The organism is Streptomyces sp. SLBN-118 (assembly GCF_006715635.1).
Classification (GTDB): domain Bacteria; phylum Actinomycetota; class Actinomycetes; order Streptomycetales; family Streptomycetaceae; genus Streptomyces.
The window spans coordinates 2,225,754-2,248,926 of record NZ_VFNP01000002.1 but is presented as its reverse complement, the minus strand read 5'-3'; the positions used below and the strand labels follow the sequence as shown (position 1 = coordinate 2,248,926).

Below are 23,173 nucleotides of genomic sequence, written 5' to 3'. Positions count from 1 at the left end.
CGAACACACCAGCCCGTTAGTTCGCGCTTCGCAGGGTGACTTTGCCGTTGTCGCTGCGCGCGTTCACGACATGCGTGCTGCTGCTGTCGTTCGGCACGTCGACGTCCACGCCGCCGTTGTCGCTCTTGGCCGTCACGGCGTACGGAGCCCCGGCGCGCGGAAGCTCGATGAGGGTCGACCCGTTGTCAGTGACCGTCTCGACCCGCTCGGGCGCGGCGAGCAGCCCGAGCCGCACGTCCCCGTTCTCCACCTTGACGCTCACGGTCCTGGCCCTGACGCGTTCGGTGACGATCTCCCCATTGTCGCTGTCCAGCTGCAAGGGCCCGCTGGAGTCCCGTACCGTCACCGCACCGTTGTCGGACCGAACCGTCAGCGCGGTGTCGAATCCACTGGCAGTCACGCTCCCGTTGTCGTCCTCAACGGTCACGGCGACGCCCCGCGGCACCTTCACGATGTGCCGCGCCTCGCAGTCACTGGCGACGGCGTCGCAGTTCACCCGGAGGGTGAGCTTCCCGTCCTCCATCTTCCAGGAGGCCTCCGGCCCGTCCCCGAGGAACGCCCACCCGTCGACCTGCCGCGTCACCTGCACGTCCTTCACATCGGCCGGCTGCAGCTCGATGTCGGAGTCGTCGGTGTCGATGGTGAGAGCCTTCCCCACGAACGGGAAGGCCCGCTTCTCGACGGGCGCCTCCCCGGCATCGGCACTCCCGCACCCGGTCAGCGAGAGACCGAGTACTGCCGTACCCCCGAACGCGACGAGCGCACGACGGCCGGTTCGGCGGGTGTGGCGGGTGCGGAGCGCGTGCATGGTGATCGTCCCCCAAGGTCAGGTGAAGTCGGTGTCGCCGATGTGCCATCACCCTATGTAAGGGGCGGTGACGGAACGATCTGGGCGACCACCGTGTGTGGGTGGGGATAACCCCCGTAATGGCCGGTCACGGGGAACGGGTTTGCGGGGCGGCCCCATGTGCCATGTACGCTGTTGCCTCATCCACGGGTGCGTAGCTCAGGGGTAGAGCGCTGCTCTTACAAAGCAGATGTCGGCGGTTCGAAACCGTCCGCGCCCACCAGTGCACAGCACGACGAAGGCCCAGGTCACCGGTACCGAACCGGAAGCCTGGGCCCCGGGAACTTCATCCGAGGCAGGCAAACTTACAAATCAAAGGTCGGCGGTTCGCGGCGCCCTGCGCCACAACGGGAGTCTTACGGTCTCCTGGTGCGACCTGTGTCTTGGTGGGCCCTGCTTTCGTCGGGGTCTGCGCCTCTCCTGTTGGTCGGTGGCTGGCTGGTCGCGGCGCTGCTCCGGGGGCGCGGCTATGAGCCCGTCACTCAAACGATCAGCGTTTTGGCGGCCGACGGTGTTCCCGGCTATTGGGTGATGAAGGGGGCGTTGGGCGCCCTGGGGATCTGTCACCTGCTCACAGCTTGTGGACTGCGCCCAGCTGCGCTCGCCGGACGTGTGGCGCTGGGTGCTGGTGGAGTGTCGGCGATTGTGCTCGCGCTGCTCCCCGTGCCGAGGAGCGGGGGTTCCCTGGAACACGGCGCAGTGGTCGCGGTCGGGTTCGCTCTCCTGGCACTGTGGCCAGTGCTGGCCGCGGATCGCAGTGGAGTTGCACCGTGGGGGCTCCGGCCCGCGGTGTCGATCGTGGTGAGTGCGCTGATGTGGGTGGGCGCAGCATGGTTCTTGATCGAACTGCATGGTCACGGCGCTGCCGGTATCGCTGAACGTGTCCTGACGTCCGCTCAGTCTCTGTGGCCCTTTTTGGTCGTCGCCTCCTGCCTGCGTCCTATCCGATCCTGATGAATTGGGGGATGCAAGGGGCCCCTCTGTTGCCCGGCTTCGGGTGGCGAAGTTGTCGCGTGCCGCATCCGTGCCAGAAGGACCGTGAGCTGCCGTTCGCGCGGCCTGCGACGTCCTGGAGGCGTCCGGCCGTACAACCTCACGCCGGCTGCCGCTGCAGCGTGTCCGTGGCCGAACCGGTGCGCTGCATCCGGTGCCAGCGCAGCCTGCTGCCCAGCAGTGCCGTGACGACCGACTGCACCACCACCAGGTACATCAGCTGCCGGTAGACGAAGATCTGCAGCGGCAGCGTCCACAGCGGTTCGAACTTCTCCTTGTCCAGGCGGAGCGCGTAGAGAGCGCTGAACACCTGCACGGCCGTGAAGCCGAGCCACACGGCCCCGGCCTGGGCGGCGCTCTGGAACAGCAGTCCGTACACAGCGAACACGTCAACGAGCGGGGCGAGCAATGGCAACAGCGTCTGAAAGACGGCGAGATAGGTCAGTCCGCGGCGGCCGAACTTGCCCGCCGACCCCGTCTCGAACAGCGACCTGCGGTGCTTCCACATCGCCTGGAGGGTGCCGTAACACCAGCGGTAGCGCTGCTTCCATAGCTGTCGGACGGTGGACGGCGCCTCCGTCCAGGCGATCGCCGACTCCTCGTACACGACCCGCCAGCCCAGGCGGCACAGTGCCATCGTCAGATCGGTGTCCTCGGCAAGGGTGTCCTCGCTGACCCCGCCGACGTCCGTCAGGGCCTGCCGACGGAACGCGCCGATCGCTCCCGGCACGGTTGGCATGCATTCGAGCACGTCGAACATGCGGCGGTCGAGGTTGAAGCCGACGACGTACTCGAGGTGCTGCCAACGGCCCAGTACGCCCTGCCGGTTGCCGACCTTCGTGTTGCCGCTGACCGCACCGACGCGCGGATCGGCGAGCGGCTGGATCAGGTTGCGGATCGCCTCCGACTCGAAGACCGTGTCACCGTCGATCATCACCACGATGTCGAAGTGTGCCCAGGAGAGACCGGTGTTGAGAGCAGCCGCCTTCCCTGCGTTGGGCTGGCGCACCACCATTACGCGTGGATCCCCCTGCCGCACCCACTCGGCAATTTCGAAGGTGCGGTCGCTCGATCCGTCGTCGACCACGATGACCTGGATGTACGGATGCGTGGAGGCGAGCAGCGAGCGCAGGGTCGCCTCGATGCCTGCCTCCTCGTTGTACGCGGGCACGATCACGGTGACCGGGTCGTTGACCGGTGGCAGCCGCTTGCCGCGGCGCCTTTTCCGGCGGGTGCGGCGCACATGCACGCGGGCGACTGTGAACAACAGCACGAGGCGCCCCACGGAGATTGCACCCGCGGCCACCAGCAACCAGGTCATGGAGTCGGCGAAGCCGCGGGACAGGGTCTGCGCCCACAGGACGGCCGTGCCCTTCGCCTCGGTGGTCTCCGAGACGGGGTAGCTGGCACCGTTCATCCGGAGCGCCGCTCCGACCGTCGTGAACCGCGCGCCGTGCGGCGCGGACGCCAAGAGTTTCTCAGTGGCGTCGACGGCCTCCTGCGAGCCGGCGAACTGGCGGATCGCACCCTGCTTCGTGCTCCGGTCGGCGGCGTCGGCGGCAACCAGGATGTAGCCGTCGTCGATCGCGCGCCGCCCGGCCGCCCACTGGTCGGCGCACATGGACGCGATGTCCCCGGTATGCGGCAGCCTCACCAGGCGGGTACCGAGGCCGACGGCGCCGGCGAGGGTGTTCTGGGTGATGGCGAGTTCGAACCGCGCGCGGGGCGCCGAGACCTGTGCGAGGTTGGCGTCAGTGTAGGTGTGCGAGCCGATCTCGTGGCCCTCGCCGTGGATCCTGCGCACCAGGTCCGGGTGGGCAGCCACCTGGGAGCCGGACAGGAAGAACGTCGCCTTGGCGTGATGCTTCTTCAGGACGTCGAGCAGGGGCGGAGTCCAAGTGGGATCAGGGCCGCCGTCGTAGGTCAGGGCGACCCTCCCGGCGGGCAGGCGCGCGCTGTTCGGCTTTCCGCCGGCCTCGCTGAGCACGGGGCCGCCCGTGCGTATCGCCGCGGGGGCGGCGGCGGTGCAGTGATGCGCGGCGGCGGTGGGGGCTATCTCGTGCCGACCGTAACCGCTGAACAGCAGCGCGGTGGCGGCGACTGCCAGAGTGAGCACAAGCAGCAGCCAGTGGGCGCGGGGGTCGCGCCGCAGGGCGTGCCGGTTGGTTCTGGCAGGCGGCGCCGTCTGCGATGAGCGGGTCACCGCAGCCGTGCCGAGCGTCTGGGGCGGGGGGAACGGCTGCTGCCGGCGGAGCGGTTCGTTCCGGTGTCGCGCTGTGCCTGACTCACTTAGGTCCCCTGGTCGATCCCTGGCCGCTGGTCGATCCCTGGCCGCCGCCGGGGTGGTCGCCGGAGTTCCCCTGGCCCGGCGCGCTTGTGGTGGGGGCGGCCGTGGTCGTAGGCGCCTTGGTGGGGGCGGCCGTGGTCGCGCCGTCAGTCTTGGTGGCGCTCACCGAGAGCGAGGGGTTGGGGGCCGCTGACTCCCCGGGCGTGGCGGAAGGGCCACCGGTGGGCCGGTCGGTCGAGCCGGGCTGGCCCGTGGCCGTCGTCGAGCCCTCCTGCTTCTGTCCCTGCTCCCGTTCCGGCTCCTGTTTCTGGCTCCAGGGCAGCACGCCGCCGGACGGCACCGGACTGAAGAATCCTGCGATCACGACGGCTATGAAGACAACACAGACCGCCGCGACACCGAGGGCCGCGCGGCGGATCAGCCGACTGCGGCGGCCCGATGCATCGACGAAGACCGAGCCATCAGCCTGCCCTGCGTCGACCTGGCCGTTGTTGGCGCCGTGGGCGTGTCCGGCGTCTCGATATATGTGGTCGTGCTCGAAGCCGTAGGTCCCACGGTCGGTCTCATGGGGTCCGAAGCCCCCCTCCTGGGTGTCGTGGCCGCCACCGTACGCATCGTGACGGTCGTACGCCTCTGGGGGACGGCCGAAAGCCTCGCCGGGCGAAACCCCCTGGCCGGTCGTCGCCGACTCTTGCCACCCATGCCCGGCCGCCGGATAGACGTATCCGTCATAAGCCGGGGGGCTGTCGCCGTACAGGGGAGCCACGAGCGGGAGGCCCTGGGTGTCGCCACAGTCCTGATAGGCGCCGTTTCCGGCGTACACGCCAAGGGCGCCGTCCGCGAGATTCGCTTGTTCCGCGTGGTACACGCCATTGGTGCCGCCTGCGTCGTACGCGCCGTTGCCGTGTTGAGGCTGCCAGGACATGGGCGCAGAGTATAGGGACCCGGGGGACCTGCGGTGCAACGGAGGACGATACCGGTTCAAAGCCACCTGCCCCTCCCTGGCGAACTGGTTGGAAAGTGGCTGTATCGCCCCATTGACACAAACGCGGTTGCAGTACGAGGTCGGTGCGCGCCACCCCGTCTGCGGTGCCTGCGGCTACCGGCGCTGCCAGGCCCGTACGAGGTCCTCCGGTCCCCAGTGCGCGGCGAGCGGCAAACCGTCGGCCACGCCACAGCGGGACACCGCGACGAGCGCGGTGTCCGGCTCGCTGCCCGGGACGGCGAGCACGTCGCGCACCAAGGCGTCGTACTCCCGGCGACCGAAAGGATGGCTCTCCAGCCACTTCACCGAGCCGATGAAGTGGATCTTCCTGGCGACCGGCTCACGGTCGGCACCGACCAAGTCGATCTCGGGTCTGTTCTGCCGGTTCCACCAGCCTCCCACCGCTTCCGTCTCCGGCCAGATGTCATCGGGCAGCAGCCGCATCAGAGATTCACGGATCACCGGCTCGACCGCGCGTCCACGCCAGGTCGGCCACGACCGCTCGATGCGCTCCAGCGCCACATCGCCCCGTCCCCGCTCGATGAGTGGGATGGCACGCTGCAGGAACGCCAGCCAGAACCGCAGGTAGGGGTCGGCGATGCGATAGCGCTTGTTCTTGGTGTCGGGCTTGTTCGACAGTGGCAGGTCGGTGGCCAGCACCCGCTTGGCCTGCAGCATGTTCAGCAGCGGTGAAAGTGTGCCGGAGGGCAGCGCGCTGGCGCCTCCGGCCCTGGCTGCAATGGTGCTGAACGTGCGCTCACCACTGCCCACCGCTTCCAGCACCGCCCGGGCGTACGAGGCCTCGGGGAACTCGCCAAGCAGCGTGAGCTCTCCTGCCACCAGCAGCGGCGACAGCGGATTGGCCGCCGACTCCCGCAGGAAATCCAGTCGGCCCATGCCCGGCCGCCACGCTTGCACGATCTCAGGGAAGCCACCGGTAATCAGCAGCGCGTCCACTGCCTCTGCCGCGTCCAGGTCAGTCATGGCCTGCACGTCGGCCAGGTGCAGCGGCTGAACGGTCATCTTCGCCGCCCGTCCGAAGAACGGACGCCCATACGACTGCAACGCCTCCATCACCGACATGTCGCTGCCGACCAGCATCAGCAGTACGGGCTTGGAGGAAAGGTGCCGGTCCCATACGGTCTGGAGAGCGCCCTCGAACTCCTGGTCCTGCTCGACCAGCCAGGGGACCTCGTCGATGACGGCAATGCTCGGCCGGTCGTCCGGAACTGCCATAGCCAGCGACCGCAGAGCCTGGTTCCAGTCTCCTGCCTGCAAACCGGAGACGAGCTCAGCCCCCGGCAGCGGCGACTGCGCAATCGCTGCGGTGAAGTCCGACCGCTCGGCGACCGGATTGCGGCCCCGCGTGGCCTGGAAAACAACGTACGGAACCTCCGACCGGTCACAGAATTCCTGGACCAGGCGTGACTTCCCCACGCGTCGCCGTCCCGTCATGATCACGGCTCGGCCGCGCGTGGCCGAGCGGCCGGCTGCGATCTCACTCAGTTGCTGTCTCAGTGCGTCCAGATCCGCAGCCCGGCCCCGGAACTCCATGACCGCCTCCGTAGCAGCAAGTAAACGTAGATTCATTCTTACTTAGATTGAGTCTAGCATTTGCTCCGGTTTGCGGCGCGCCGTAGGAGCTGCAGGAGGACCCCGGCTCGGTCAGGTCTTTTTCGTCCTCGCGGGCCCGTTCGCGGTCGGCAGGGGCCTGTCGGAGCTCCGCACCCTGGTGCGGATGCGGCGGTCCGGGATCCGTACCGGCGTGATGGTGTTGCGTCATGAGCTCACCGCTCATGAGGACGGACCCGGGTACGCCCCAGGGTCGGCGTCTTCGACGAACATGGCGTCCGCCGGGAGTTCACGAGCAGGCTGAGCGGCTCGGCCCGCCTACGCGGTGAAGCACCTCGGCGTCGACGAACCGTTGATCTCGCGGCTGCGCACGCGGCTGCTGGACGGATCCTCGCCATCCTGACACTCGTCAGAGGGCAGGTCTCCAGCGGATCACGGCTGGAGGCCTGCGCCCTCCGCACCTGCCCCCGCCGCCTTTCAGGTCATCGTCCGCAGGTGCTCGTCGAGGCGTTCGTACTGCTCGACGACTCCCGCCTCCATGCCCATGGCGATCGCTCCGGCGAGGATCTCCGCCGAGGGCCAGACCGAGCGGCTGGTCAGGGTCGTCCGGCCGTCCTCCTCGTCGAAGGAGAGGGTGGTCAGGACGACGGGGCCCGGCATCTGTTCGAAGACTTCCGTGTAGACGATGCGCTCCGGCGGCACGATCTCCTTGTACTCGCCCGAGAACACGACCTCGCTTCCGTCGGGTCCCCTCTGGCCCCAGCGCCACGCGCCGCCCGGGCGGAAGTCGATCTCGCAGACGAATGTCGTCAGCGAGCGCAGTCCGTACCACTGGCGGACATGTTCGGGCTTGGTCCAGGCCTCGAAGACGAGGCTGCGCGGGGCGTCGAAGACGCGGGTGATGACAAGCTCCCGGTCCGACGGGGTGGTCAGCGTCGTCGGGTGCTCACTGGCTTTCGATGTCATTGTTCCGCTGCCTTTCCTGAAGTTCGATCAGGTACTCGTCGAGCTGGCCGAAACTCTCCTCCCAGAAGCTGCGGTAGCGCTCCAGCCACGCGGTGACGTCCTTGAGCGGGCCGGCCCGCAGATGGCAGGGCCGGTACTGGGCGTCGCGGCCCCTCGTGATCAGGCCGGCGCGTTCGAGCACCTTCAGGTGCTTGGAGATGGCCTGCAGGCTGATGTCGAACGGCTCGGCCAGCTCGTTGACCGTCGCCGCTCCGTCCGCGAGGCGCGCCAGGATGGCGCGGCGGGTCGGGTCGGCGAGGGCGCCGAAGGTGGTGCTGAGCGGGTCGTCTGGCATCTGTAATCAACCATCTAGTTGTTTAACCGATAGGTTGAGCATGCGCCTGGGGTGGCCCGCTGTCAAGCCTCGTCGCGGCGCTACCCTCGTGCTCTTCACCGGCACCGGCACCGGCGCTGGTACCGGCACCCACTCGTCGTCGCGACCATCGTGGTCGTGATCGGCTACCGCGGGTACGGCCCCGGCGCGACCGTGACCGCCGGTGCACCGGTCCGGGGTCGTGAACTGCCGGACGCGGCAGGCGGTGTGACGTATGTTGCGGGCGATGCGCGGAACGTGCAGCGGACTGGGGAGGATGCATGAGCGCCGAAGCCGGCGTGCAGGGGACCGTGGCCGAGGGCTTCGAGGTCGTACGGGAGGAATTCGCCGCCGTACTCGACGAGGGGATCACCACCTCGGGGGCGCAGCTCGCGGTCTGTGTCGGCGGGAGGCTGGTCGTCGATCTGTGGGCCGGTCAGGACATGGAGGGCGACTCGCTCACCGCCGTCTACTCCGTCACCAAGGGCGCGGCCCATCTGATCGTGGCGCTGCTGGTACAGGAGGGCGCGCTCGAGCTGGACCGCGAAGTCGCTTACTACTGGCCGGAGTTCGCGGCGGAGGGCAAAAGCGCACTCACGCTGCGACAGCTGCTCACGCACCAGTCCGGGGTGATCGGCGCGGACGGGGGTTTCAGCAAGGCGGAGCTCGCCGACGACCGGCTGATCGCCGAACGGCTGGCGGGCCAGCGCCCGTTCTGGGAGCCGGGCACGGCGTACGGCTATCACGCCCTGGTCATCGCCGCCCTCACCGGTGAGGTGGTGCGCCGGGTCACGGGACAGTCGATCCAGGAGCTCTTCGAGGAGCGGATCAGGGTTCCGTACGGTCTCGACTTCTACCTCGGCCTGCCCGAACCGCTCGAGGCGCGCTGGCTCGACGTCCAGCCGATGGAGCCCACGCGCGAGCAGCTCGCCGATCTCGTGGCCAACGCACCGGCGCGCGACAGCCTGATGGGTATCGCCTTCAACGCCCACGCCAAGCCGCCCACGGACCTGGTGCGCTTCGCCAACAGGCGGGACGCGCGCGTACTGGGCCAGGCGTCGGGGGGCGGGGTCGGCAACGCGCGCGGTGTCGCGGGGATGTACGCGGCGGCGATCAGCGAGACCGGCGGACGGGCACCCCTGCTGAAGCCCGACACGATCGCGGAATTCGGCCGCCTTCACACCGCGGGCACGGATGTGGTCACCGGCGATGTGGACCACTTCGGTCTCGGCTTCGAGGCGATGGGCGTGCGGTATCCCTTCCTCGCCCCGGACGCCTTCGGGCACAGCGGTGCGGCGGGCGGGATGGGCTTCGCCGACCCGGCATCCCAGGTCGCCTACGGCTATGTGCGCCGGCGCTTCGCCTACCCGCCGGGTGGCGGAGCCGCGGAGAACGACCGGCTGGCGCAAGCGGTGGTGGGGGCGGCGGCCGCGGCCTGACGGTCCTCGTTTCGGGGGGTGCATGTGCTGTGACGGATCGCGGCCCCCGGAACGCCTTTCTCGGCGGCTGTCAGACCCGCGAGGCACACTGAATACATGTGCCGCAGCATCAAGACTCTCCGCCCGCCCGTCCTCCCCGAAGAGGCCACGGAGGAGGACATCCGTGCCGCCTCCTTGCAGTACGTACGCAAGGTGTCCGGCTTCCGGGCCCCCGCCGCGCACAATCGCGAGGTCTTCGAGCAGGCCGTCGACGGGATAGCCGAGGCGACCCGCAGGCTCCTCGAAGGGCTTGAGGTGCGCGGGTCCGGTGGCAGTCGGCCGGGGCCTAGGAAGCAGGCTCCGGAGCCGGTTCCTGCGTCGGACGCCGCATGACGTAGGCCGCCAGCGCGCCCGCCGCGAACAGCGCCAGTACGGACACGGCCGCGCCGATCCAGGTCGCGCCGAGCCACTGGCCGCCGAAGTAGCCGAGGCCGACGCTGTACCCCGCCCATGCCACGCCCGCCACGGCGGACCAGGGCAGGAAGTCCCTCACGTTGCGGTGGGCCGCGCCCGCGCCCAGCGAGACGACCGAGCGCCCGGCCGGGGCGAAGCGTGCGACCACGACCAGGGCGCCGCCGCCACGGCTGAGAGCCCAGCCAAGACGTTCCTGCGCGCTGGTCAGCTTGCGGGAGCGGGCGATGGCCCGGTCGAGCCGGTCGCCGCCGCGCCAGGCGACGCGGTACGCGACGAGGTCGCCCAGTACGGAAGCGGTGGCCGCGCACAGGACGAGGACGAGGAGCGAGGGAACTTCGTGCGGGACGTGCCCGGCCGCGGTCTGGACGGGGCCGCCTGCCGCGGTGGTCGACCCCGCGGCGGCCGCGGTCGCCGCGGTGATCACCAGCACTCCGCTGGGGAGGACGGGCAGGAAGACATCGAGAAGTACGGACAGCGCCACCACGGCGTAGATCCATGGGCTGCCGGTCAGCGACCCCACACTCTCGAGCACCCGAACTCCCCGGTTTCGTATAAGGCCGCGACGTCGCAGGGGAGCGGCAGGGGCGGCAAGTACAGCTGTACAGCGTACGCCTGGGGTTCGGCTCGAGGATCGCCAGGGTGGGCGATGTCGTGATCGTCATGTGTCGGGCAAAACGGAACTCCCGGATCCACTCCAAGGGACCCGGGCGCTACGGAAATTCGGGTGGCCGGACGGACGCTAGGCAGTGACCGGGGCGGACTGCTCCCCCCGATCCTCGTTCGCCGCCCGGCCCTCGCCAGGGGCGAACAGCCGGTCCAGCGCCAGCGGGCCGGGACCGGTGAAGACCAGTAGCAGGAAGGACCAGCAGAACATCGCGGCTCCCTCGCCGCTGTTCTGGATCGGGAAGAGGCCGTCGGGCTGGTGGACGTTGAAGTACGCGTACGCCATCGAGCCAGAGGCTGTGAACGCGGCGCTGCGCGTGCCGAGGCCGAGCAGCACCAGTGAGCCGCCGACCAGTTCGATCGCCGCGGCGTACCAGTCGGGCCAGGTGCCGGCCGGGACGGTGGTGCCGCCGAGTACGCCGAAGAGCGAGCGGGCGCCGTGGCAGGTGAAGAGCAGGCCTACGACGATGCGGAACAGGCTGAGCACGTACGGCTGGGCCGAGTTCAGGCGGGTGGACAGCGAGGGATGTGCCATGGGGGCTCCTTCGGTCTGGGGACGTGAACCGACGAGGGAGCCTCAGGTTAGGCGGACCTAATCAATACTTGCAAGTTCAACATTTGATCGGCTGCCGATTTCCGCCGCGGATTCCGCTTCGTTGTCCGTCCCGCCGTCCGGTTCGCTCTCCCGCGGCCCTTTGAGGGTGCGCAGTGCGGCGCGTGCCACCGCGTCCGCGTCCGAGAGCGTGACCGAGTCGACGCCGGGCCGGGCCCCGGCCGCGGTCACCCAGTGCACGCCTTCGGTGGGCACACCGATCGCGAAACGCCTGGAGTGCGGACGGCCCTGACGGTTGATCAGCCGGTACGGGCGCTGCGTCACGTCCAGCCCTCCGGTTTCGTAACCGTCGATCGCGTGCGGACGGCACTGGCCCGTCTTCAGCAGCCGGCCCAGCAGCTCGTCGCAGGTCCTTCGCAGGTCCGGCTCCGGCAGCCGCGCCTCGATGAGCGTCGTCGCCGTCACGAGCGATCCGGGCACGTCCGGCGACTCGGCGGTGAAGACCCCGTCCGCCGACCCGAAGCAGGTGCGCGGGCCGACCACATCCAGGACACCCGCCTCGATCAGCGCCTTCATCTCCTCGATCCTGCGGCGCGGCGGGCCGATGGAGAGGAAGGCGTTCAGCGGGGTGTACCAGCGGTCCAGGTGGTCGCGCCGGGACATGCCGGACAGCCCCGCGTGGTCCACGATCAGCCGCAGTTCGTTGCGGAGATCGCGCAGGACGTCGAGCGCGGCCTTGAGCGGGCCCGCGACATTGCCGAGCGCGGCCTCGGCGGCGTCCTGACGCAGATGCGCGAGAAGCCAGCTGCGGTGCTCGGCCGGGCTGTTGAAGCTCAGGCCTTCGTACGGGCGTGAAATCCGGTCCCAGGACCAGCGGTCCGCGCGCGCGATCCCGAACTCGTCGAGTACGGCGGTCTCCTGGGGGCTGCCCTGCGGGGCGTCGAGATAGCGGGCCCGAAAGCCCCTGGGCACAAGGCCGTCGGGGCCCGCGAGGAGCGCCTCGTAATGGACGGTCTCCACTTCTTTGGCGACCAGTGGCCATATCTCGGTGAGGAACTGCGGTGGATCGCCCTCGTCCGCGCGCTTCCGGAAGACCGCGATCACATCAGGGGTGAGAAGGAGAGGCTCGTGCCGCCCCGATGCGCCCTTGGCGTTGTCGCCGCGTGCCTGGTACGGGACGCCGCGGCGCGACCCGGCGTACAGGCGCGGCTCGCGCCCGGAAGGACGGTAGGCGAGCGTGCCGGCCTTGCCGTCGCGTATGAAGGTTCCGCCGCGGCCGGTCGTCAACAAGGCCATGTGGTCGAAGAAGTTGAGGCCGAGGCCGCGCAACAGAACCGATTCGCCCGGGGCTACGGCGGCGAGTTCGAGATCGGCCGGGTTGGCGGGCTCGTAGTAGCGCAGGCGCGGACGGCGGGAGGCGTACTCGGCGAGATGCGCCTGGGCCTGGCGGGAGACGACGGGCAGATGGCCCTGGGCGAGGACCACCGCGGACAGGCCGGTGAGCTTGGTGTCGTCGTCCAGCGTGAGCGTCTGCCGCGGTGCGGGCGGACGCCGGACCTCGCCCCGGTCATCGGCGCGAGCGGCATTGTGCAGGGCGTGGGCCCGGACTGCCGCTTCGTCCCGGTCGTCCTCGAGCCGTATCGCCCGCGCCCGGTGGACCCGGACCGTGACCGTGTGCGGGGCGGCGTCCACCGTCCTGCGGAACGCCCACTCCAGATAACGCCCGTAACAGGCCCGCGTCGGATAGTCGTCCGGGTCCACCTGCTCGTCCGTGTGCGCCTTCGCCCACTCGTACAGGCTCGGACCGGGACGTATCGGCCCTTCGCAGGCAACGCTGTCATCGGTGAACAGGGTGACCTGCGAGGCCACCGTGTTCATCAGCAGCTCCGACGGCTGGTCGGTGCGCCACACCCGGCCCGGGCCGGGCGGTGCGGGGTCGACCAGGTGGACCGTCAGCGGCGTCCGCGGGGTCAGCTCGGGCACGGAGGCGCAGAGCCGCTCCAGGACCGAGGTGCCGCGCGGGCCCGCCCCGACGACTGCGACGGCGTGGGCGTCGGTAGGCGGAACTGCGGACCGTGCGTCGTCGGGTACGTCGGACAAAACGGGAACTCCCGGTGCATCTGGGGTGCTTGGAAGCGGAGTGTCCGGCTCATCATGCCGGGACCGCGCCGGGAGTCGAACCCCTGGGGCCGAGTATCACCCTGTGCTGTGGGAAGGATCACGGTGCGCGGTCAGTTCCCGCTCCTCCGCCGTGACCAGCCGCGCGCCACCGCCCGGACCCGTCTCCCGGCCGGCTCCCACGGCCCGCGCCTGATCCAGCCGGAGGGCCGCCGAACGCCCGCGCAGCGTCAGCGTCATCAGCTGATTGCCGAACCAGGGACCGCCCGTGCGCCCCCAGTCGACGGGCGGCTTTCCCGCCCTGCCGTGCCGGGCCAGCGCATGACCGAGCCGCCGCCCCGTCCTGCTCCAGCCGAAGCGGAAGCCGAGCTGGACGGAGCGGGGGATGGAGTTGTGCACGGGCGAGCAGGTCAGTTGCAGAACCCGGGCGTCGGGCGCCTCGCCGGGCCACTCGGGTTCGGCGACATATGCATGGTGTACGTCGCCAGACAGCACGCACACCGTCGCCGGGGCGTCCGGGCCGCTGCCCGCCTCGGCGATCAGCCGCGTCAGCTTCTCGAAGGAGTCGGGGAACGCGGCCCAGTGCTCAAGGTCCGCCCGTCTGCGCAGATCCTCGCCGAAGCGCGCCCATCGTCCGCCCCGCTCGCCCCGGCACAGCGCGGCGTTCCAGGCCTCGGCGTCATGGATCAGGGGCGGCAGCAGCCAGGGCAGCGAGGTGCCGATCAGGAGATGGTCGTACGAACCCCGCCCGGCCAGCGCCTGTTCGCGCAGCCATCGGGCCTCGTCGGTGTCCAGCATCGAGCGCCGCTGCTCGTCCAGGACCCGGCCCGCGCGTGTGTCCACCATCAGCAGCCGGGTCCGGCCGAAGTCGCGGCGGTAGCTCCAGCGCACACAGGCCGGGTCGGCGTCCGCCCGCGCGGCGAAGCTCCTCAGCAGGTCCGTCCCGTCGGGCGCTGCCCGTACCGCCGCGTAGAGCTCGTCCGACTCCAGCTCGGCGGGGGAGAGATTGCCCAGGTGCTGGTAGACCCAGTACGACATCAGTCCGCTGAGGATGCGCTCCTGCCACCACGGCGTCCGGCGCATCTCGGCCAGCCAGGACGCGCTGGTGTTCCAGTCGTCGATCACGTCGTGGTCGTCGAAGACCATGCAGCTGGGGACCGTGGAGAGCAGCCAGCGCACTTCGGGGTCGAGCCAGGACTCGTCGTAGAGGCGGCTGTACTCCTCGAAGTCCGCGACCTGTGTGCCGGGAGGCTCGCGCAGATCCCTGCGTGCGGCGAGCCAGGCCTGTGTCGCCTTGGACGTCGCGTCCGCGTACACCTGGTCGCCGAGCAGAAGCAGCACATCGGGCCGCTCGGCGGCGGGTTCGGCGGCGAGCTTGGCGGCGAGGGTGTCCAGGGCGTCCGGGCCGACCGGGTCGTGCCCCCCGGCGGGCGCGGCCGACCAGCGGCACGAGCCGAAGGAGACGGTGACGCCGTCGCTGGGCACGTCGGGTGTACGGATGGTGCTCGCCGGGAGGCCGGAGCCTTCGAGCGGCCAGACGCGGCGGCCGTCCAGCACGACCTCGTACGCGGTCGCCGTGCCGGGCGTCAGTCCGGTGACCGGGACCAGGGCGTAGTGGTGCCCCGCGATCTGGAACGTGCGCGAGGTGCCCTGGGCGCCGTCCGCGCACCGGATCTCGGCCGTGCACGGCCGGTCGGCCTCGACCCAGACGGTCGCGCTCCCGCCGGTCTCCCAGTCGACATACCTCAGCAGTGGTCCGAGCCGCAGGCCCGCCATATGTGCCCTCCTCCGTCGCCCCGTACGGTACGGAACGACGGAGACGGGCTGCCAGGTTCCGGCCGTGATCGTGGCCGAACCGTCAGTCGCTGGTCAGCAGCCGTTCAGGACGCTCTGCAGCGCGCTCTTCTCGGCCGAGTCCACGGACAGGTTGTAGTAGTGCTTCACGTCCACCCACATCCGCACGTACATGCAGCGGTACGAGGTGCGAGAGGGGAGCCACTCCGCAGGGTCCTGGTCACCCTTCGCCTGGTTGACGTTGTCGGTGACGGCGATCAGCTGCGGGCGGGTGAGGTCGTTGGCGAAGCCCTGGCGCTTGGACGTGGTCCAGCTGTTGGCGCCGGACTTCCAGGCCTCGGAGAGAGGCACCACGTGGTCGATGTCGAGGTCGGAGGCGGCGGTCCAGGTGGCGCCGTCGTACTCGGAGAACCAACTGCCGCTGACGGCCGCACAGCTGGAGTCCTGGACGACGTTCGTGCCGTCGCGCTTGAGGACGACCTCCCGGGTGTTGCACGCACCCGACTGGGTGATCCAGTGCGGGAACAGGTCGCGGCTGTAGCCGGAGGAGGAGCCTTCCGGCTTCACGGTCAGCTCGCCGAGGTAGGTACGGGCGGTGGCGGCGCTGACCGGGGTGGGCGGGGAGGCCTGAGCCGCGGGGGCGGTGGCCAGCAGGCCGGTTGCGGCGAGTGCGGAGGTTGCGGCGAGTACGGCTATTCGGCGGCTATTACGCGCGTAGACACCAGGCATGCGAACTCCTTTGTTGTGGGGGGAACTTGGCCGTTCGGGCGTGGCCATGGTTCAGGCGCCAGGTTTCCTTGGGGGGTGCGCCAGGTAACAGGGTGGCGACATGGGCACGTCATATCAAGGTTTCTGACGCCCCGGCACACACCTTGCTGCGTCGTAGGGTTGCAGGGTGCTGCCGACGGCCCATGTCACCTTCGGGGTCGTACTCGCGTGCTGCTGACCGCGGCGGCGACGGCGGCCGCTGTCGCCCACCTGGGCCGGGCGCGGGAGATCGCCGTGGCGGGAGTGCGCGCGGCGGTCCAACTCGCACCGCGAATCTCGCGGCGCGCTACGACAGCCCCGTCTCGGTCGGGATCGGCGCGGTGTCGGCGCTGTGGGCGGTCGCGGCCATCGGGATCCTGGGCGGGCGGACGTTGATGAGGTACGTGCCGCTGCGGCTGATCACGAGGGTGGCGGCGGGCGTGATGCTGGGGCCGGCGGGGGTGAGCCCGGTGGAGGCCGTGGCGGGGTGACGGGCGGTGCGCCGGGCAATGGGGCTTCGCCGCGGGGCCGGCGTCTCAGACGCCGGAGGGGCTGAAAGCGAGGCGGATCGTGCCGTCCGGCGACGCCGTGACCCGCAGGCCGGTCAGGTCCTCCACGTGGAGATCCGGGGAAAGCGACTTCGCGCGCGGGCCCACGCCCACCACCCGCATGCCCGCCGCGCGTGCCGCCTCGATGCCTGCCTCGGAGTCCTCGAAGGCCACGCAGTCCGCCGGGGCGAAGCCCAGTTCCGCCGCGCCCTTGAGGAAGCCCTCCGGGTCCGGCTTGCTGGCGCCGACATGTTCGGCGGTGACGCGCGTCTGGGGCATCGGCAGGCCCGCCGCGGTCATCCGCGCCTGGGCGAGGGTTTCGTCCGCCGAGGTGACCAGGGCGTGCGGGAGCCCGGCGATCGCGGCCAGGAAGGCGGGGGCGCCCGCGACGGGGACCACGCCATCGGTGTCCGCTGCCTCCTGGGCGAGCATCACGCGGTTGTCGGCGTAGTTCTGCTCCATCGGCCGGTCCGGCAGCAGCGCGGCCATGGTGGCGTACCCCTGGCGGCCGTGCACGACGTCGAGTGCCGCCTCGGGGTCCAGGCCGTGCTCGATCGCCCACTGACGCCAGCAGCGCTCCACCACCGCGTCCGAGTTGACGATGGTGCCGTCCATGTCAAGCAGGAGGGCACGGGTGGTCAGCACGGACGGTGTGGCTGCCGGCATCGGCGTACTCCAGGGCGCGGGAGAAGGGAACAAGCGGCTCCGCCCGCCGGTCAGGGAATACGGGCGGAACCACTTTGTTCCACCACGATACAAAGCGCGGGCTCCCGCGTCCACTCCGCCTACCCGGTCTCCGCCTCGAGTGCCCGCCGCGTCTTCGGGCCGTAGACGCCCTTGGGGTCGCCCTTGACGTGCCGGCTGTTCTGGTAGGACCGCACCGCGTCCGCGACCGACTGGTCGTACTCCCCGTCCATCGGACCGATGTACAGCAGCAGCCCGGCGAGCCGCTGCTGCAGATCGACGACCGCCGGTCCGCTGTCCCCGCTGCGCAGCGTGCCCGAGCTCTGCGGCTGTGGGTCCTGGGACAGTGCAGCCGTGACCTTCGCCGTGGACGGCGAGGGGGTTGAGGACGGTGCCGCCGATGACGGTGTCGCCGAGGCCGAGGACGTAGCCGCCGTACGGGACGCCGAAGCCGACGCATTGGGCGACGCGGTACGGGTCGGCCCGGCTGTGGGCAGATCCGGCATGAGGTTGGTCGGTGCGACCGTCCCCCTGTCAGGCAGAGCCTTCTCGTCATCGTCGTCCCCGGAGAACAGGCCACCGGCGTACACAACGGTCCCGGCCACCGTCACCGCCGCCGCGGCCACGATGAGCCCCTTGTACGAGCGTTTGCGCCGACGGTGGCGCACCGGCGTGAAGTTCACTCGCGTGAGGTTCACCGGGTCGAGCATCTCCGCCCCGGGAGCATCCGGCTCGTCGTGCGGCGCGGCATCCACCACGCGCGGCAGCGGCACAGTTGCCCCGTCGGGTGCCGCCCCGCTTTCGGCCACGTGCTGCAACGTCACATACGGCCGCACTCGCAGCGGATCGAACTCGGCCCGCACCGCATCTGCCTCCCGCTCGGCCCGCACCGCGTCCGCGGCCCGCTCCGCACATGCGCAGCCGGGCCCGGCTGCGCCCTCGGCATCTCGCGGTGTACCGCATTCAGGACACTGGTGTCCGGCCATGGCTGGTTCCTCCCCTTGCACTGCGAGCGATTATGCAGCCGCCCGTCGCGACGCCAAACGGCGCCCGCCCGTCCGGGTCGCGCACTCGGCAGGCCATAACCGGCCACACCCACCAGGATGGGGAGGAGCGTGGTCAAGAAGACCAAGGAGTGACATCGGCATGGCTCAGGACATGAGCACCGAGGCCGTGAGCCCGGCCCCCGGCGAAGGGCAGAGCCGGCAGACCGTGATGGTCGCCATCGGTGCACTGCTGCTGGGCATGCTGCTCGCCGCGCTCGACCAGACGATCGTCTCCACCGCCCTGCCGACCATCGTCAGCGAACTCGGCGGCCTGAACCATCTCTCGTGGGTGGTCACCGCATATCTGCTGGCCTCGACTGCGGCCACCCCCCTGTGGGGCAAGCTCGGTGACCAGTACGGCCGCAAGAAGCTTTTCCAGGCCGCGATCGTCATCTTCCTCATCGGCTCCGCGCTGTGCGGCGTCGCCCAGAACATGCCACAGCTCATCGGCTTCCGCGCGCTGCAGGGCCTGGGCGGCGGCGGCCTCATGGTGCTGTCCATGGCGATCGTCGGCGACATCGTCTCGCCTCGCGAACGGGGAAAGTACCAGGGCCTGTTCGGTGCGGTGTTCGGCGCGACCAGCGTGCTCGGCCCGCTGCTGGGCGGTCTGTTCACCGAACATCTCAGCTGGCGCTGGGTCTTCTACATCAACCTCCCCATCGGAGTCGTGGCGCTTCTCGTCATCGCAGCCGTCCTGCACCCCCCCGTCCGCCCGACCCGGCACACCATCGACTACCTCGGCACCTTCCTGATCGCCTCCTTCGCCACCTGTCTGGTGCTCGTCGCCTCGCTCGGCGGCACGACCTGGGACTGGGGCTCGGCGCAGATCATCACCCTCGCCGCGCTCAGCGCCGTACTCCTGGTCGCCTTCGTGTACGCAGAGCGACGCGCCGCCGAACCGGTGCTGCCGCTCAGACTGTTCCGGATCCGCACCTTCACACTCGTCGCGGTCATCAGCTTCATCGTCGGCTTCGCGATGTTCGGAGCCATGACCTATCTGCCGACGTTCCTCCAGGTCGTGCAGGGCGTATCGCCCACCCTGTCCGGCGTCCACATGCTGCCGATGGTGTTCGGCCTGCTGATCGCCTCCACCGCGTCCGGGCAGATCGTCAGCCGCACCGGACGCTGGAAGGTCTTTCCCGTCGCGGGCACCGGCATCACCGCCGTCGGCCTTGTGCTGCTCCACCAGCTCGACGAGTCCAGCTCCACCTGGGAGATGAGTACCTACTTCTTCGTCTTCGGAGCCGGGCTCGGCCTGGTCATGCAGGTGCTCGTCCTCGTCGTCCAGAACTCCGTCGGATACGAGGACCTGGGGGTCGCCACCTCCGGCGCGACGTTCTTCCGCTCCATCGGGGCCGCGTTCGGCGTCTCCGTCTTCGGCACGATCTTCACAGGCCGGCTGGAGGACAACCTCTCCGACGCGCTCACCGGACACCCCCTGCCACCCGGCACCGGCCCGGGTCAGCTGGCCGCCGACCCGCGCGCCATCGCCGAACTGCCGCCCGCACTGCGGCCGTCGGTGCTCCACGCGTACGCCTCGTCCATCACGGATGTCTTCCTGTACGCGATACCCGTGGTGCTCCTCGCCTTCCTCGTCTCCTGGTTCCTCAAGGAGGACAAACTGCGCGGCTCGGTCACCGCGCCCGACCCCAGTCAGACCCTGGCGTCCAACCCGGTCGAGCGCTCCTCCCACGAGGAGGTGTCGCGGGCGCTGTCGCTGCTCGGCTCGCGCGAGGGGAGGCAGCAGATCTACGAGAAGATCACGGCGCGGGCCGGGTACGACCTGCTGCCCGCGGCCAGTTGGCTGCTGCTGCGCATCCGGCGCCACGGCACCGTGCAGCCCGTGCTGCTCGCGGACACCACGCCGGTGCCGCTGCGGGCCATCACCGAGGCCGCACGCCAGGTGGAGGAGCGGGGCCTCGCCCGCCGCGAGGGGCTGCAATTGCTGCTCACCGACCGGGGCGACGAGGTCGCCGTCCAGCTGGCGAAGGCGCGGGAGGAGTCGCTCGCGGAACTGCTGGGGGACTGGTGGGGGCCCGAGAGGCCGACGGATCTGGTGCAGCTGGTGAAGGAGCTGACGGCGGAGCTGTGCGGCTCGGACGCGGAGCGTCCGTACAGTCCTCCGCCGCCTGGGGACCACCACGCGCCGTGACCGTCCGGCGCGTCCCCATGGGGCTGAATTCTGCGCCCCTACAGTTCCCTGCCGTACCAGACCTCCATGTACGGCCCCGTGCAATACGCAGGGATCTCCCCGTAACCGTGCCGCACATACAACGCCCGCGCCTCCACCAGGTCCAGGCGCGTGTTGAGCACCATGCGCCGGGCGCCCAGTCGCCGCGCCTGCGTCTCCAGCAGCTCCATCAACAGACCGGCGCCCCCCTTGCCACGGAAAGCCGGCCGCAGATACACCCGCGTGAGCTCCGCCCGTTCGGCGTCCAGCATCAGGACGCCGCCGCAGGCCGCCGGCCTGCCTTCGTAGCGGCCGACGACGAACTGGCCCGTGGGTGGCACGAGCCGCTCCACCCCGTCCCCGTCCAGGCCCTGCTCGATCTCCTCGTCGGTCGCGGGCCGCTTCCAGTAGCGGCTCGCGACCTCGTCGTAGTACTCGCGACGCAGCGAACTCGCGTCGGGGGAGTCGAAGGCCTCGGGGGCCAGGGTCCAGGTCGTCATGACGATCTCTGTACCCGAGGGGCGCAGCCGTCGGCCAACGATTAACGGTCAGGCGGCGGTCAGGCGAACCGGTCGGGCGAGAGGAAGTCCAGCGGCACCCTCGTGGGCCGGGACTGGACCAGATCCGCCAGGGCCTCGCCGATGCCGGGCGCGTGCTGGAAGCCGTGCGCGTTGTCGCCGCCCGCGACGACCACGCGGGGGTCACCCCCGGGGCGGCCGATCACGAACTGGCCGTCCGGGGTGCGGGTTGCCATGCAGACCGCGACCCGTGCGGGCACCGCCTCGAGGCCCGGGATCTTGGCCGGCAGCATGGCCGCCAGGTCCGACCAGTCCTCGGACGCCACGGACCGGTCGCTGTCGTCGGGGTCGATCGCCTTGGCCGACACACTGCGGTCCTCCAGGCCGATCCGGATGTCGTGACCGCCCTCCGTCCCGCTGCCCCGCAGCACCCGGACGTCGTCCAGCTCCCTCATGAAGACGGGGAAGCTGTCCAGGGTGAAGCTGTCGTCCGGTTCCAGCTGCCGGAACCAGGTGATCGGCATACGTACCGTCTCCAGCGGCAGTCCCGGTTCGAGGGACGCCAGCCAGGAGCCGGCCGTCACGACGACCTGCCGCACCCGCACGGTCCGCTGCGCCGTGTGCAGCAGGACTCCGCCCGGCACCTTCTCGATCGAGGTGATCCGGGTGTCGGTGTACACGCGGGCGCCCGCCTGCCGGGCGAGTGCGACGGCGGAGCGGACCGCCCTCTCCGGCCGGACGATCCCGGCGGTCGGCTCCCAGACACCTATGTGATGGTCCGGTACGGCCGTGTGGCGCGGGTACTGGAAGCGCAGGGCGCGGGCCGTGAAGGTGCGTACGTCGATGCCGTGTTCGCGGGCCGAGCGGAGGGTGCCGCCGGCGATACGGCCGTTCTCGGGTCCGATCAGGAGCCCGCCGGTGGGGACGAACAGCTGCTCCTGCGCGGCGTCTTCGAGTTCAGACCACAGCTCACGGGACCGCTGTGCGAGCGGGACCAGCCGAGGGTCTTCCAGACAGGCGAGCCGGAACATCCGGGCGCCGCCGTGGGATGAGCCGAGCGAATGACCTGGTGTGAAGCGCTCGAAGCCCAGGACGTCGACGCCCCGGGCCGCCAGTTTCCACAGGGCCGAGGCGCCCCAGGCCCCGAGTCCCACGACCGCAGCCTCAGCGTCCCACCGAGTCATGCCACTCACTCCCGCCTGTCGTCAGGTGCTCAGGGTCCACACCACCACGCGCCCCCGCGCGCATGCCTGAGTACTGGCTACTCACCTTGTGGCCGCCCCTGATCACCTGGCCGTCGCCCCGCCCGGGGGCCGTCCCACGCCGGGTCGGGACGCCGCAGACTGGGGACGCGAAAAGGGTTTGAGTACCTGAGTACTCATGAACCGGGGTCCGGGCGCGTGGTCAGCTCATGGTGCCGCGCGGTGCAGCGCGCGACGACCGTGGAGGTTTGGATGCAATTCCGTGTACTGGGGACTCCCGAGATCTATGACGAGGTCAGACAACGGAGCGTCCAGCTGACCAGTCCCAAGCAGCGGGTGCTGCTGGGGGCGCTGCTGGTCCGGATGGGGTCTCCGGTGCCCACGGAAGCGCTGATCAACGAGCTCTGGGGACACAACGCACCGGACAAGGCCATCAACGCACTACAGGCGCACGTGTCCCGGCTGCGGCAGCAGCTGATCGAGGTGGAGCCCTCCCGGGCCAATACGCCGCGGCTTGTCGCGCGGGGTTCCGGTTATCTGCTGCAGGCGCGGCCCGACGAACTCGACAGTGTGCAGTTCCGGCTCCTGGTGGCGCGGGCGCAGCGGCAGTTGGAGTCCGATCCGCATTCCGCGTGTGTGCTGCTGCGCAAGGCCCTCAAGCTGTGGCGCGGACCCGCGCTGGCCGGCGGCTCGCACGGACCGCTGAGCGCGGGGGTCGCCGCCCGCCTGGAGGAGGAGCGGCTGCTCGCGCTGGAGGACCTGTGCGACGCCTCGCTCCGGATGGGCCAGCACCGTCAAGTGATCGCCCAACTGGAGGAGTTGGTCGCCGACCACCCTCTGCGGGAGCGCTTCCGCGACCAGCTGGCCCTCTCGCTCCAGCGCAGTGGCCGGCCGGGGGAGGCCCGTACGGTGCGCGACACCGTACGGCGACGGCGCACCGCCGAGGTCGCTGCGGGCTCGGCGCCGGTGCTGACCGCGCCCGTACGTCAGATCCACGAGGCCGGGAGCCGGTGGCAGGCGCAGGGCACGGTCGAGCACGCGGTGGCGGAGGAGTACGGCGACGGCGAGAGCGCCCACCGCGAGGGTGCGGCCAGCCTCGAACTTCTGCGGCTGCGACGACGGGTCGAGCAGCTGACCTCCGAACAGCACACACTCCGCTCGGAACTCGACCGCCTCATGGCACTGGTGGAGGAACGCTTCCCTGCCCGGCGCAGGGATTCCGCGTGAACTCCGGGT

20 protein-coding genes, 1 tRNA gene and 1 pseudogene are annotated in these 23,173 nt (G+C 70.2%); 7 read left to right on the top strand and 15 right to left on the bottom strand.

Going from position 1 to position 23,173, the window contains the following annotated elements:
• Positions 1 to 16 precede the first annotated feature (16 nt).
• Positions 17 to 808: a DUF4097 family beta strand repeat-containing protein gene (locus FBY35_RS28755; protein ID WP_142216872.1), complete on the bottom strand. Its 792-nt coding sequence runs from the start codon at positions 806 to 808 to the stop codon at positions 17 to 19.
• Positions 809 to 995: 187 nt separating this feature from the next.
• Between FBY35_RS28755 and FBY35_RS28750 the strand changes: the two genes are divergently transcribed.
• Positions 996 to 1,070: transfer RNA gene (locus tag FBY35_RS28750), tRNA-Val, on the top strand.
• A 146-nt stretch (positions 1,071 to 1,216) separates the two neighbouring features.
• Positions 1,217 to 1,801 (top strand): DUF998 domain-containing protein, encoded by a 585-nt coding sequence (locus tag FBY35_RS28745; protein WP_142216871.1) that lies wholly within the window; start codon positions 1,217 to 1,219, stop codon positions 1,799 to 1,801.
• 139 nt (positions 1,802 to 1,940) lie between these two features.
• On the opposite strand, the gene FBY35_RS28740 is transcribed toward FBY35_RS28745, so the two are convergent.
• From FBY35_RS28740 to FBY35_RS28720, 5 genes are all read right to left on the bottom strand, one after another.
• A complete protein-coding gene (locus tag FBY35_RS28740) occupies positions 1,941 to 4,043 on the bottom strand; it encodes a bifunctional polysaccharide deacetylase/glycosyltransferase family 2 protein (protein ID WP_260848845.1) in 2,103 nt (700 codons plus the stop codon).
• Between the two features lie 82 nt (positions 4,044 to 4,125).
• Positions 4,126 to 5,052, bottom strand: coding sequence for a hypothetical protein (locus FBY35_RS36225; RefSeq protein WP_160159334.1), 927 nt, complete (start codon positions 5,050 to 5,052; stop codon positions 4,126 to 4,128).
• 174 nt (positions 5,053 to 5,226) lie between these two features.
• Positions 5,227 to 6,666, bottom strand: coding sequence for an ATP-binding protein (locus tag FBY35_RS28730; RefSeq protein WP_142216870.1), 1,440 nt, complete (start codon positions 6,664 to 6,666; stop codon positions 5,227 to 5,229).
• A 495-nt stretch (positions 6,667 to 7,161) separates the two neighbouring features.
• Entirely contained in the window at positions 7,162 to 7,650 is a 489-nt protein-coding gene (locus FBY35_RS28725; protein ID WP_142216869.1) for an SRPBCC family protein, read from the bottom strand.
• Positions 7,631 to 7,984, bottom strand: coding sequence for a helix-turn-helix transcriptional regulator (locus tag FBY35_RS28720; protein ID WP_142216868.1), 354 nt, complete (start codon positions 7,982 to 7,984; stop codon positions 7,631 to 7,633). The genes FBY35_RS28725 and FBY35_RS28720 overlap by 20 nt, the downstream gene beginning before the upstream one ends.
• A 299-nt stretch (positions 7,985 to 8,283) precedes the next feature.
• Between FBY35_RS28720 and FBY35_RS28715 the strand changes: the two genes are divergently transcribed.
• Complete coding sequence (locus FBY35_RS28715) at positions 8,284 to 9,441, top strand: serine hydrolase (protein WP_142216867.1); 1,158 nt, start codon at positions 8,284 to 8,286, stop codon at positions 9,439 to 9,441.
• A gap of 96 nt (positions 9,442 to 9,537) precedes the next feature.
• Complete coding sequence (locus FBY35_RS28710; RefSeq protein ID WP_142216866.1) at positions 9,538 to 9,813, top strand: DUF2277 domain-containing protein; 276 nt, start codon at positions 9,538 to 9,540, stop codon at positions 9,811 to 9,813.
• Here FBY35_RS28710 and FBY35_RS28705 read toward each other — a convergent pair.
• The 5 genes from FBY35_RS28705 to FBY35_RS28685 all read right to left on the bottom strand — a co-directional run bounded on the left by FBY35_RS28705 (position 9,767) and on the right by FBY35_RS28685 (position 15,751).
• Positions 9,767 to 10,426 carry a DedA family protein gene (locus FBY35_RS28705; protein WP_142216865.1) on the bottom strand — a complete coding sequence of 220 codons (660 nt, stop codon included), beginning with the start codon at positions 10,424 to 10,426 and terminating at the stop codon, positions 9,767 to 9,769. The two genes, FBY35_RS28710 and FBY35_RS28705, sit on opposite strands and share 47 nt — an antisense overlap.
• Before the next feature lie 207 nt (positions 10,427 to 10,633).
• Positions 10,634 to 11,092 (bottom strand): DoxX family protein, encoded by a 459-nt coding sequence (locus tag FBY35_RS28700; RefSeq protein WP_142216864.1) that lies wholly within the window; start codon positions 11,090 to 11,092, stop codon positions 10,634 to 10,636.
• 57 nt (positions 11,093 to 11,149) lie between these two features.
• On the bottom strand, positions 11,150 to 13,210 hold the full coding sequence (locus FBY35_RS28695; RefSeq protein ID WP_142216863.1) for an FAD/NAD(P)-binding domain-containing protein: 2,061 nt from the start codon (positions 13,208 to 13,210) through the stop codon (positions 11,150 to 11,152).
• A gap of 96 nt (positions 13,211 to 13,306) precedes the next feature.
• Positions 13,307 to 15,004, bottom strand: coding sequence for an alkaline phosphatase D family protein (locus FBY35_RS28690; RefSeq protein WP_142216862.1), 1,698 nt, complete (start codon positions 15,002 to 15,004; stop codon positions 13,307 to 13,309).
• A 93-nt stretch (positions 15,005 to 15,097) separates the two neighbouring features.
• Positions 15,098 to 15,751 carry an HNH endonuclease family protein gene (locus tag FBY35_RS28685; RefSeq protein ID WP_142216861.1) on the bottom strand — a complete coding sequence of 218 codons (654 nt, stop codon included), beginning with the start codon at positions 15,749 to 15,751 and terminating at the stop codon, positions 15,098 to 15,100.
• A 305-nt stretch (positions 15,752 to 16,056) separates the two neighbouring features.
• Between FBY35_RS28685 and FBY35_RS28680 the strand changes: the two are divergent.
• A pseudogene (locus FBY35_RS28680) lies at positions 16,057 to 16,260 on the top strand (TMEM165/GDT1 family protein); the annotation flags it as partial.
• Between the two features lie 45 nt (positions 16,261 to 16,305).
• Here FBY35_RS28680 and FBY35_RS28675 read toward each other — a convergent pair.
• Together FBY35_RS28675 and FBY35_RS28670 are read right to left on the bottom strand one after the other, a co-directional pair.
• On the bottom strand, positions 16,306 to 16,983 hold the full coding sequence (locus FBY35_RS28675) for an HAD-IA family hydrolase (RefSeq protein WP_142216860.1): 678 nt from the start codon (positions 16,981 to 16,983) through the stop codon (positions 16,306 to 16,308).
• Positions 16,984 to 17,102: 119 nt separating this feature from the next.
• The gene (locus tag FBY35_RS28670) at positions 17,103 to 17,987 is read right to left on the bottom strand and encodes a peptidoglycan-binding protein (protein WP_142216859.1); all 885 of its coding nucleotides are present in this window, start codon (positions 17,985 to 17,987) and stop codon (positions 17,103 to 17,105) included.
• Between the two features lie 160 nt (positions 17,988 to 18,147).
• Here FBY35_RS28670 and FBY35_RS28665 point away from each other — a divergent pair, with 160 nt between their 5' ends.
• On the top strand, positions 18,148 to 20,199 hold the full coding sequence (locus FBY35_RS28665; RefSeq protein ID WP_142216858.1) for an MFS transporter: 2,052 nt from the start codon (positions 18,148 to 18,150) through the stop codon (positions 20,197 to 20,199).
• A gap of 38 nt (positions 20,200 to 20,237) precedes the next feature.
• On the opposite strand, the gene FBY35_RS28660 is transcribed toward FBY35_RS28665, so the two are convergent.
• Both FBY35_RS28660 and solA read right to left on the bottom strand, forming a co-directional pair.
• Positions 20,238 to 20,717, bottom strand: coding sequence for a GNAT family N-acetyltransferase (locus tag FBY35_RS28660; RefSeq protein ID WP_186357090.1), 480 nt, complete (start codon positions 20,715 to 20,717; stop codon positions 20,238 to 20,240).
• 59 nt (positions 20,718 to 20,776) lie between these two features.
• Complete coding sequence (gene solA, locus FBY35_RS28655) at positions 20,777 to 21,919, bottom strand: N-methyl-L-tryptophan oxidase (RefSeq protein ID WP_142216857.1); 1,143 nt, start codon at positions 21,917 to 21,919, stop codon at positions 20,777 to 20,779.
• Positions 21,920 to 22,189: 270 nt separating this feature from the next.
• Between solA and FBY35_RS28650 the strand changes: the two genes are divergently transcribed.
• Entirely contained in the window at positions 22,190 to 23,164 is a 975-nt protein-coding gene (locus tag FBY35_RS28650; RefSeq protein WP_142216856.1) for an AfsR/SARP family transcriptional regulator, read from the top strand.
• The last annotated feature ends 9 nt before the right edge of the window (positions 23,165 to 23,173 follow it).